The organism is Glycomyces dulcitolivorans (assembly GCF_003265355.1).
Taxonomy (GTDB): domain Bacteria; phylum Actinomycetota; class Actinomycetes; order Mycobacteriales; family Micromonosporaceae; genus Glycomyces; species Glycomyces dulcitolivorans.
Genome location: NZ_QFRW01000232.1, coordinates 1 through 9,889, shown reverse-complemented (window position 1 = coordinate 9,889; position 9,889 = coordinate 1). Strand labels below are relative to the sequence as shown.

Genomic DNA, 9,889 nt, shown 5'->3' with positions numbered 1-9,889 from the left:
GCCGCCGCGCGCTCCACGACGGCGACCACGCCGCCGCCGCGGCCGCGTTCCGCGAAGGCCTTGCGCTGTGGCGCGGGCCGGCCTTCGCCGGACTCGACGTCCCCGCTCTCCGCGGCCGCGCCCGCGCCCTCGACGAGCTGCGCTGCGACGTCCTCGAAGCCTGCATCGGCGCCGAGATGGAGTGCCGCGATGCGCCCGAGGCCCTCGCCGAACTCGAAGCGCTGGTCGCCGATCACCCACTGCGCGAAGAACCCTGGCGCCTGCTCATGCTCGGCCTCTACCGGGCCGGACGCCAGGCCGAGGCCCTGGAGGCCTACCGCCGCCTCTTCCGCGTCCTCGACGAGGAACTGGGCGTCCGCCCCTCACCCTCCATAGAGGAACTCCACCGCCGGATCCTCGCCGGCGAAGCGGCGCAGCCGAAACGAACCGCCCCGGTCGTCCCGCGCCAACTCCCCGCCGCCGCACCGTACTTCACCGGCCGCCGCGCCCAGGTCGTCGAACTCGACGCCCTCCTGCACGACGGCGCCGCCGTCGCCCTCCTCACCGGCACCGCCGGGATCGGCAAGACCACCCTCGCCGTCCAATGGGCCCACCGCGTCGCCGACCGGTTCCCCGACGGGCAGCTCTACGCCAACCTCCGCGGCTACGACCCCGCGGGCCGACCCACCGAACCCGCCGAAGTCCTCCACGGCTTCATCACCGCCCTCGGCGCTCCACAGGAGACCATCCCCGACGGCCTCGACGCCCGCGCGGGCCTCTACCGCACCCTCACCGCCAACCTGCGCCTCCTGGTCGTCCTCGACAACGCCCGCGGCGTCGAACAGGTTCTCCCGCTCCTGCCGAGCGCGCCCCGCGCCACGGCCCTGGTCACCAGCCGCAACCGCCTCTCCGGCCTCATCGCCCACGGCGCCGCCCCCGTCCCGCTCCCGGTCCTCGCCGCCGACGAGGCCGCGCGCTTCATGGAGACCCGCCTGCGCGAACCGCGGACCGCCGCCGAACCGCAGGCCGTCCGCGACATCGTCGCCGCCTGCGCCGGACTCCCGCTCGCACTGGCGATCGCCGCCGCGCGCGCCGCGGCCGACCCGCACTTCCCCCTCGCCGAACTCGCCGCCCAGATGCGCGACGCCGGCGACCGCCTCGACGCCCTCGCCGACCCCGACCAGGCCGCCGACCTCCGCGCCGTCTTCTCCTGGTCCTACCGGTCCCTCACCCCCGACGCCGCCCGCCTCTTCCGCCGGCTCAGCCTCCACCCCGGCCCCGAACTGCCGACCGCCGCAGCGGCCGCCGCCGCAGGAGCGCCCCCGCGCCAGACGTCCCGCCTGCTCACCGAACTGACCCGCGCCCACCTGCTCGCCGAACCCCGGCCCGGCCGGTTCACGTTCCACGACCTGCTGCGCGCCTACGCCGCCGAACTCTCCGAAACCGAAGACCCGCAAGCGGACCGGACCGCGACCGTGCGGCGGATACTGGACTTCTACCTGCACTCCGCCTATGCCGCCCACCGCCTCATCGAACCCGCCCGCGACCGCATCGACCTAGTCCCCGTCTCCGATGACGTCCAGCCCGCCGCCGTCGCCGAAGTCCCCGCCGCCCTCGCCTGGTTCGACACCGAAGGCCCGACACTCACCGCGGCCGTCCGGTTCGCCGCCGACTGGGGCCTCGACGAGCACTGCTGGCAACTCGCCTGGACCCTGCGCGACCACCTCGGCCGGGGCCGCAGGCCCGAGCTGGCGGCCGTCATGGCGCAGGGACTGGCCGCCGCCGAACGCCTCGACGACGCCCCGACCCGGACCCGCCTGGGCATCATCCTCGCCCAGACCCTCACCCACCTGGGGCGCATCGACGAAGCACGCGCAAACCTCGACCGGTCGCTCACCCTGTCCCGCGACCTCGGCGACGCCGCGATGCAGGCGCACGCCCACCACGTCCACGCCCGCATCTCGATGAGCGAGGGCCGGACCGCCGACGCCATCGCCAGCGGCCGACGCGCCCTCGACCTGTTCCGCACCGCCGGACACCTCGGCGGACAGTCCCACGCGCTCAACTCGATCGGATGGTGGCAGGCCACAACGGGGGAGCTTCCGGCGGCGCTGCGCCACTGCGAGGAGGCGCTGGCCCTCGCGGTGAAGATCGGCGACCGCATCGGCCAGGCCGACACCGCCGACAGCCTCGGCCACATCCACATGCTCATGAACAACCACACCGAAGCCGTCGCGTACTGCCGCGAGGCCGTCGACGTCTACCGATCCCTGGGGGAGACCCGGGCCGAAGCCCTGACGCGCGTCAAACTCGGCGACGTCCACTGCGCCGCAGGCGATCCCGACGCGGCCCGCGCTGACTGGCAGCACGCCCTGGATCTCTTCACCGCCCTCAAACTCGACGCCCTCGCCGCAGAACCGCGCACGAAACTCGACGCCCTGCCCACGGGATGAGGGCCGACCCGAAGCCGGCCCTCACCGCACACTAACCGGCGCGGGCGTAGGCGGGCCCGCCCTCGTCGGCCGTGCCGACCTCGATGACGTCCTCTTCGGCCTCGTAGCGGAAGACCCACTCGGTCACGGTCTGGTCGTCGACCGATTCGAGCACCACGTCGTGGTCGGCGACCTCCCCGAGGGTCAGCACCCCGGCCCAGTCGCCGTCGACCGACGAGTAGTAGACGTCGCCGTCCCCGTCGATGCACAGCAGCGAGCCCTGCCCCTCGGAGTCCCCGAGGAACGACTCCTCGACGGCGGTCCACTCGCCGACCACCGACTCCAGCCGCGGGTCGGATGGTTCCGCGTCCGTCTCCAGGTCGCACGCGCCGATCGCGGACCCCTCGTCGGGTTCGTCCGTCGCGACTCCCGACTCGCCCTCCGCGGCGGTCTCCTCTGCCGCGGTCTCCTCGGCGGCGGCCGCCTCGGCGGGATCGTCCCCGCCCTCCTCGGCACCGCAGCCGGCGAGCCCGAAGGCCACACCGCAGACACCCACGGCGGCGGCCGCCCGAAGCGCGGCCTGCACAGATTGCCTCATGTTGTTCGTCCTCAAGAATTTCCATACGGGCGGCCCCCGGACACCGGGACCCGCGACGGGGCGGAGAGGCCGGCGCCACCGAGCGGGCGCCTCCTCCAGATGCGGCGAGATCGTGCCACGGCCAAGTGGAGAAAATATGGAGCCCCAGTGGAGCCCCGCCCGACCCTCGACCCGCCGGTAGCATCGGGGCCGGACCCGAGGGGGTTCGGTATGGGGGGAGTGGTTCATGAAGGTCGTCGTCATCGGGGGAAGCGGGCACATCGGCACGTTTCTCGTTCCGCGGCTCGTGCGGGCCGGGCATGAGGTCGTCAACATCAGCCGTGGGAAGCGGGACGCCTATGCGGGTGCGCCCGAGTGGGCGCAGGTCGAGCAGGTCACGGCCGACCGGGAGCAGCAGGACGCCGAGGGCGACTTCGGGGACACGGTGGCGGCGCTGCGGCCCGACGCCGTGGTCGACCTGGTGTGCTTCACGCCCGAATCCGCTGCGGCGCTGGTGGAACGGCTGCGCGGGGAGACCGGGCACCTGCTGCACTGCGGCACCGTGTGGCGCTACGGGGTGAGCCACAGCGTCCCGATCGCCGAAGGCGAGGGCACCGCCCCGTTCGGCGAGTACGGCATCCAGAAGGACCGGATCGCCAGGCTGCTCAAGGAGGAGACCGCGAACGGCGGGCTCGCCACGACCTCGCTGCACCCCGGGCACATCGTCGGCCCCGGCTGGCACCCGATCGGGCCGCTCGGGAACCTCGACCCCGAGGTCTGGCGCACCCTGTCCGCCGGGCGCGCACTGCGGATTCCGGGCATCGGCGCCGAGCACATGCACCACGTCCACGCCGACGACGTCGCGCAGGGCTTCGCGCTGGCGATCGAGCGGCCTGACGCGGCGCGCGGCGAGGACTTCCACGTCGTCGCCGCGACAGCGGTGAACGTGCGCGGCCTCGCGACCGCGGGGGCGTCCTGGTTCGGCCAGGAGGCGTCGCTGGAGAGCGTGAGCTGGGACGAGTTCAGGGCCGGGACGACCGCCGAGCACGCGGACGCGAGCTGGGAGCACCTGTCCCGCAGCCACGTGTGCAGCATCGAGAAGGCCCGCACCTTGCTCGGATACGCGCCCGCGTACACGCCCGAGGCCGCGATCCTGGAGTCGGTGCGCTGGCTGATCGACGACGATCGCATCGAAGTGGAGCGTCCGCTCGCGGTCTGACAAGCGGCTGTACGCCCGATGCCGGAGGGGCCGTTCGGCCGGGGGTGCCCAGGCGTAGAACTGGGAAATGCCCAACCCTGAATCGGACCAGTGGAATTCGGTCGACCTGCCGCTCCTGCGCGACCTGGTCGAGCTCTTCGACCACTATGGGGGATTCCTGCTCCGGCAGGAGTCCGTGCGGTCCGCGGCCGGGTTGTCGCCCATGGACTTCGCGTTCGCCGCGAAGCGCCTCGCCGACGCCGGGCGCATCGAGGCGCAGTACCGCGCCGGGGGATTCGTCCACGCGGTGAGCGGGATCCCCGAGCAGACCCGCCAGATGGTCTCCGCGCAGCTCGTGGACGCCTCCGTGCCCCGGCTCGACGCCCTCGACGACGGCCTGCAAGCCCTCCTCGTCCAGGTCGCCAGCGCCCTCCAGGCCGAGCCGCACCACCCCAGGGCCGCCGCCTGGCGCGCGTTCCTGAAGGCGGGCATGGACGTCGGCACCGACCTCACCGTCAAGTCGGTCAACGAGATCACCAAAGCATTGCTTGCAGGCCGCTCCTAGCCCGCCGCAGCCGAAGAGGCCGGACCCCGCGCCTGGGATCCGGCCTCGTCTCGGAAGGGGCCGTCCCTACTCCTCGACCTCCTGGAAGACGCAGTCGTTCGGCTCGGGGTCGTTCGCGCCGTCGACGGTGCAGACCTCCATCACGTACGCCTCGCCGGTCAGGACGTTCCACTGGAACGTCCTGAACTCGCCTGCGCCGAGACCGTTGTAGACGCTGTCGAGCAGGATCCACTCGCCGTCCTCGACCAGGTAGAGGCTGCCGCGCACGCCGTGGCCGTCCGGGTACCAGTCGTGGACGGAGAACACGTCGCCGTCGTCGTGGTGGATGATCTCGGCGACCAGGTCGTCCCCGACGTACATCTGGGCCTCGATGTCGGCGGCCTGTGCGGGGGCGGCGACGCTTGCGGCCAGCGCGAGGCCGGCGCCGAGCGCCAGACCGGTGCGGGCGATCCACTGCCTGTTCGTCATGGGGACTCCAATGTGCCAGTGGCGCAACCTGAATGGTGCGCCGTTCGTACCCACCAAGACGCGGATCCGCCGCGGTTTCCACACCCCTCCATTGTGGTGATCCACGTCTCAGTCGGATCGGCGCTCGGTCTGCTGGAGGACGACGGCGGCGCCGAGGGCGGCCGCCGCGGGGATGAACGGCCGCCCGTCGGCGCTGCGGTGGAGTGCGATGCCCTGGGTGCGAAAGTAGTCCTCGGTGGCGGCCAGGTCGGCGACGGTGATGGCGTACGCGCTCAAGCCCGGGACGGTGTGCGGCCGTTCGCCCGGCAGCCGCGCCGCGAGCCCGGCCGGGGTGGTCAGGGAGACGCGGCCGTTGGCGAGATCGAAGGTCGTACTTTCGTTGGTGTACTCCGGAGGCACTCCCAGGTACCGCTCGTAGCGCTCCGCGGCGGGCCGGAGCTCGTCCACGCAGACGATGCATTCGCGCAAGCCGTTGGCGCCGTTGGGATGGTCGAGGCCGACCTGCGCGTCGAGGAGTGCGGTCGGGGCGTCCTCGGCGGCGCCGACGCGGCCCTCCTCGACCAGGCCGGGCTCGGCGCCGTGGACCTCCAGAAACTTGATGGCGGCGAGTTGGACGCCGTCGGCGGTGGTGATCGGCCGCTGCGCCGTGCGGGCGCCGCTGGTGGCGATCCCGTTGGACTCCAGGCGGGTAGCGGTCTCGTCGGCGTCGCGGGTCGTGAGGACGAGGATGTGGGCGCCCTCGGCGGTGTCGAGCCGCGCGGCGAGGCCCTTGACGGTCTGCTCGATCACGGCCCGGGTCGCGGTGAGCTGGTCGTCGGGGACCTGCAACGGCACCAGGTTCGCGCCCGCCGGGAGCGACGCGCGCCCCTCCGGGGCGAACGCCAGCAGTTCGATGAAGCCGCGGGGGAAGTCGGCGTGGGCGTTGCCCGCGCCGACCGGCACCGGGTCCCCGCCCGGCACCAGTGGAATTCCCGGATACACCGGGTCGCCGATCCTGAAGCCGAGCCGCCGGAAGGCGGTGAGAGCAATGTCCATGTCGCGGACGACGAGTCCGATGTGGTGGATGCCGGTGATGTCGTTGTCGGCCATGGGGTCGGCTCCTTCGAGTGGGTGTTATTCGTTGTCGCCGTAGGCGGTGCGCCGGAACTGGTCGGCCAGAGCGGTGAAGGCCGCAAGGACCTGCGGTGCGGCGGCGCTGTAGCGCTCGGCCGAAGGCGCCTCGTCCGGCTCGAACGAGCGGCGCACGACCTCGGCGAGCTGGTCGGCGCGATGTTCGCGGCCGCGCTCCGGGCCGTCCTGGAACGGCTCGGAGGCGAAGAACCCGTAGGCGACCGCTTGAAGGCCGTAGTCCGCATCGGCCAGGTCCAGGCCGGGGCGCAGCAGGCCGTGGTCGGCCAAGGCACCGAGGTAGCCGTGCGCGGTGACGAGCTTGGTCTCGCGAAGACCCTCCCGCGCGGGCTGCCGGGCGAAGGCGTCCTTCTCGGCGCCTTCGGCATCGAAGATCAGCGCGAGGACCGGACGCCGCATCGCCTCCAGGAAGTGCCGCCGCAGGTACCGGTGCGGTGCGGCCTCGACGGGATCGGCCTCGATCGCGGCGATGACCGCGTCGAGCATCGCCGCCGCCTCGCGCGCGCCGACCGCCAGCAGCAGATGGTCGCGGCTGGCCCAGTGCAGGTAGACCGTCCCCTTGCCGACCCCCGCGCGGGCGGCGACCTCCTCGATGCGGATCCGGCGCGAACCGCCCGCGAGCAGCAGCGCCGTCGCGGCGTCCAGGAGCGCGTCGGCACGCTCCCGTAGATCGGCCCGCTGCGTCCTCGTCATGACCGCCTCCTCGACTCGTGACCAGAATAGCAGTCTGGTCACGAGTTTTCGGGCGCGCCGCCTAGCAGCGATTAAACGGCAGCCAACCGCGGCCCAACCCTCTCACGCAACACTGGTCACCGGCGGTCACCTCAGGACCGTCTCGACCCACTGACGAAGGACTGGTAGCCATGCCGAAGCACAACACCGAAATCGCCAAGGCCGTCAAGCCCGTTCAGGCTCCGGCGCGCAAGCTCGCCATCCGCGTGCTCGACAAGATCGAGACCACCAAGATCTGCACGATCACCGGCGACTAGCTTCACCCTTCCCTGCCGGCGGCGCCGCCTCGTGCGGCGCCGCCGGTGCGACCACGTCTCAAGGAGCCCAGCCATGGAGCGGCCGCGCATCAAGCCCGAGCACGACGCCTACCGCACCCGCGACGGCAACGTGCGCATCGGCGGCGGCGTGCACGGCCTCGCCGCGGAGATCGCCGACCCCGACGGCTGGGCCTGGTCGCTCGTCACCGCCTGCGACGGCACCCGCGGCCGCGCCGCGATCATCGCCGAGGTCCGCCGGTCCCACCCGGACCTGACGGAAGCCGATGTGGCGGAGGCGATCGAGGACCTCATCGCCGCCGGGCACGTCGAGGACGCCGCCGCACCGCCGCCCAGCGGCCTCAGCTCCCGCGAGCTCGAACGCTACGGTCGCAACGCGCAGTACTTCCGCTGGACCGATCCCCTTCCGCGCGAGACGATCTGGGACGTGCAGCTCAAGCTGAAGCGCTCGCGGGTCGTCGTCGTGGGCGTCGGCGGCGCGGGCGGTGCCGCCGCGATGTCCCTGGCCGCCGCCGGCGTCGGGCGCCTCCACTGCGTGGACTTCGACGTCGTCGAACTCTCCAACCTCAACCGGCAGCTCCTCTACACCGAGGCCGACATCGGCAGGCCCAAAGTGGACGCCGCGGTCGAGCGCCTGCGGCAGTTGAACTCCGACATCACCGTCACGGGCGAGCGGACCCGCATCGAGCGGCTGGAGGACTTCTTCCCGCTCCTTGAAGGCCGCGACCTCATGGTCCTCGGCGCGGACGGCCCGCCCGAGATCCGCCACTGGGCCAACCGCGCCTGCCTCAAGACCGGCACCCCCTGGGTCGAAGGCGGCTACCACGGCCCCCACATGGTCACCGGCGGCTACGTCCCCGGCCAGGGCCCCTGCTGGGAGTGCCTGCGGATCGCCGAGGACCGCCAGCTGGACCTGCGGCTCGGCTCGGGCGAGGACCAGGCCAAAGCCATGCCCAGCGCCCCCGGCCACCCCGTCATCGCCGTCACCGCCTCCATGTCCGGCCAGCTCAAGGCCCACTGGGCCATCGCGCTGCTGACCGGCGCGGCCCCCGTCACCCCCGGCTCGGCCTGGGGGATCAACCTGATGGCCCCGGGCGAGCCGCCCTTGGTGTCCTATCCGCGCCAAAGCGACTGCCCCGCCTGCGGCGACCCCGCATGACCGACCTCGCCGCGGCGATCGGCCCGGACTCGGTCGTCGCGTTCCACCCCCTCGCCCGGCGCGCCGATGGACCCGACGTCGTCATCGGCCGCAAGGGCTCCGACGTGTTCGTGTCCCTTCCGGACGTCGGCGCCGACGCGATCGCCCTGCTCGACACCGGCGCCACGATCGCCGAGGTCGAGGACCGGATCGAAGCCGGGACCGGCGAGCGCGTCGACGTCGCCGACCTCGCCGCGGCGCTCCTGGACCTCGGCATGGTCGCCGCGGTCGACGGCCGCGCCCTCCCCGCACCCGCGCCCGCCCGCGTCACGCTGCCGCGCCTGGGGCCCGAGCACGTCGGCTGGCTGCTGCACCGGCCCGTCCACGTCTTCCTCGACGCCGGGCTCGCGCTCCTGGTCCTCGCCGCGCTCGTCCTGGCCGTGCGCGCCGATGGCTCGCTTCCGGGCTACGAGAGTCTGCTGTGGACCGACAACGGGACGCTGGTGCTCGCGACCCAGGTCGTCGTCGGCTGGAGCCTGATCCTCGTCCATGAAGCGGCGCACCTCATCACGGCCCGCGCCGCGGGCGTCCCGGGCCGCGTCGAGTTCGGCACGCGCCTCCAGTTCCTGGTGGCCCAGACGAACGTGACGGGGATCTGGGCGGCGCCGCTGCGGCACCGCCTCGCCGTCTACTCCGCGGGCATGCGCACCGACCTGGCGATCGGCGCCTTCGCCCTCCTGGCCTCGACCTGGCTCGCACCCGGCGGCGTCCCGCAGCGCCTCGCCCTGGTCGTCGCCGTGCTCGCCGCGACCGGCCTGATCGTGCAGCTGCTCATCTTCATGCGGACCGACGTGTACTTCATCGTCCAAGACCTCACCCGCAGCCGCAACCTGTACGGCGACAGCGCCGCCTACGCCCGGTACCTCGCCCGCCGGGCCGCATCGCTCCTCCGCCCGCGCGACCTCGCGAACCCGCTGGCCGCCTTGGACGACCGCGAACGCCGCACCGTCCAGGGCTACACCGTGCTCCTCGTCGCGGGCACCGCCGTCTGCCTCGCCTACGCCGCGGTCGTCCTCGTGCCGTTCGCCGTGGGCCTCGTCCTCGGCGCGGTCGCGTCGATCGCCTCCGGCCGGCCCGCGGCGGTCCTCGACGGGGCCGTGGTCCTCGCGGTCCAGGGCGCACTCCTCGCCGTGTGGTCGCGGGCCTGGTGGGCCCGCCACGGCCACCGCCTCACCACTGCGGCATCGCGGTGAGCTTGGCGCGCACCGCCTCCGCCTGCCGGTGCCCGAGATCCTCGAAGGCCGCGAGCGCCGACCGCCAGGCCTCGGACGCGGCCTCGCGGTCCCCGGCCGCCAGGTGGGCGTCGCCGAGGCGGTGCCGCGCGGCGGCGGCGCGGA

General features: G+C 73.1%; 10 protein-coding genes. 6 read left to right on the top strand and 4 right to left on the bottom strand.

Translation table 11 applies throughout. The annotated features are described in order from the left end of the window. The coding region (locus DI269_RS15710; RefSeq protein WP_112137452.1) for a BTAD domain-containing putative transcriptional regulator at positions 1–2,432 on the top strand (2,432 nt) is incomplete at its 5' end. Positions 2,433–2,463: 31 nt separating this feature from the next. Here the strand turns inward: DI269_RS15710 and DI269_RS15705 are convergent. Next, positions 2,464–3,009: a hypothetical protein gene (locus tag DI269_RS15705; protein WP_157975025.1), complete on the bottom strand. Its 546-nt coding sequence runs from the start codon at positions 3,007–3,009 to the stop codon at positions 2,464–2,466. Positions 3,010–3,235: 226 nt separating this feature from the next. Here DI269_RS15705 and DI269_RS15700 point away from each other — a divergent pair, with 226 nt between their 5' ends. Continuing rightward, positions 3,236–4,207, top strand: coding sequence for an NAD-dependent epimerase/dehydratase family protein (locus tag DI269_RS15700; protein ID WP_112137448.1), 972 nt, complete (start codon positions 3,236–3,238; stop codon positions 4,205–4,207). Between the two features lie 67 nt (positions 4,208–4,274). Beyond that, entirely contained in the window at positions 4,275–4,751 is a 477-nt protein-coding gene (locus DI269_RS15695) for a hypothetical protein (RefSeq protein ID WP_112137446.1), read from the top strand. A 66-nt stretch (positions 4,752–4,817) separates the two neighbouring features. Here DI269_RS15695 and DI269_RS15690 read toward each other — a convergent pair whose 3' ends face one another. The 3 genes from DI269_RS15690 to DI269_RS15680 form a co-directional block, all read right to left on the bottom strand. Then, on the bottom strand, positions 4,818–5,219 hold the full coding sequence (locus DI269_RS15690) for a hypothetical protein (RefSeq protein WP_112137444.1): 402 nt from the start codon (positions 5,217–5,219) through the stop codon (positions 4,818–4,820). Between the two features lie 108 nt (positions 5,220–5,327). Beyond that, the gene (locus tag DI269_RS15685; protein ID WP_112137442.1) at positions 5,328–6,308 is read right to left on the bottom strand and encodes a VOC family protein; all 981 of its coding nucleotides are present in this window, start codon (positions 6,306–6,308) and stop codon (positions 5,328–5,330) included. Positions 6,309–6,332: 24 nt separating this feature from the next. Continuing rightward, positions 6,333–7,040, bottom strand: a complete 708-nt coding sequence (locus tag DI269_RS15680) for a TetR/AcrR family transcriptional regulator (protein ID WP_112137440.1) — start codon at positions 7,038–7,040, stop codon at positions 6,333–6,335. Between the two features lie 170 nt (positions 7,041–7,210). Here DI269_RS15680 and DI269_RS28675 point away from each other — a divergent pair, with 170 nt between their 5' ends. From DI269_RS28675 to DI269_RS27160, 3 genes are all read left to right on the top strand, one after another. Continuing rightward, entirely contained in the window at positions 7,211–7,336 is a 126-nt protein-coding gene (locus DI269_RS28675) for a hypothetical protein (RefSeq protein ID WP_269814170.1), read from the top strand. A 73-nt stretch (positions 7,337–7,409) separates the two neighbouring features. After that, positions 7,410–8,513 (top strand): HesA/MoeB/ThiF family protein, encoded by a 1,104-nt coding sequence (locus DI269_RS15675; RefSeq protein WP_198667467.1) that lies wholly within the window; start codon positions 7,410–7,412, stop codon positions 8,511–8,513. Further along, on the top strand, positions 8,510–9,745 hold the full coding sequence (locus tag DI269_RS27160; RefSeq protein ID WP_157975024.1) for a hypothetical protein: 1,236 nt from the start codon (positions 8,510–8,512) through the stop codon (positions 9,743–9,745). The genes DI269_RS15675 and DI269_RS27160 overlap by 4 nt, the downstream gene beginning before the upstream one ends. Positions 9,746–9,889 lie beyond the last annotated feature (144 nt).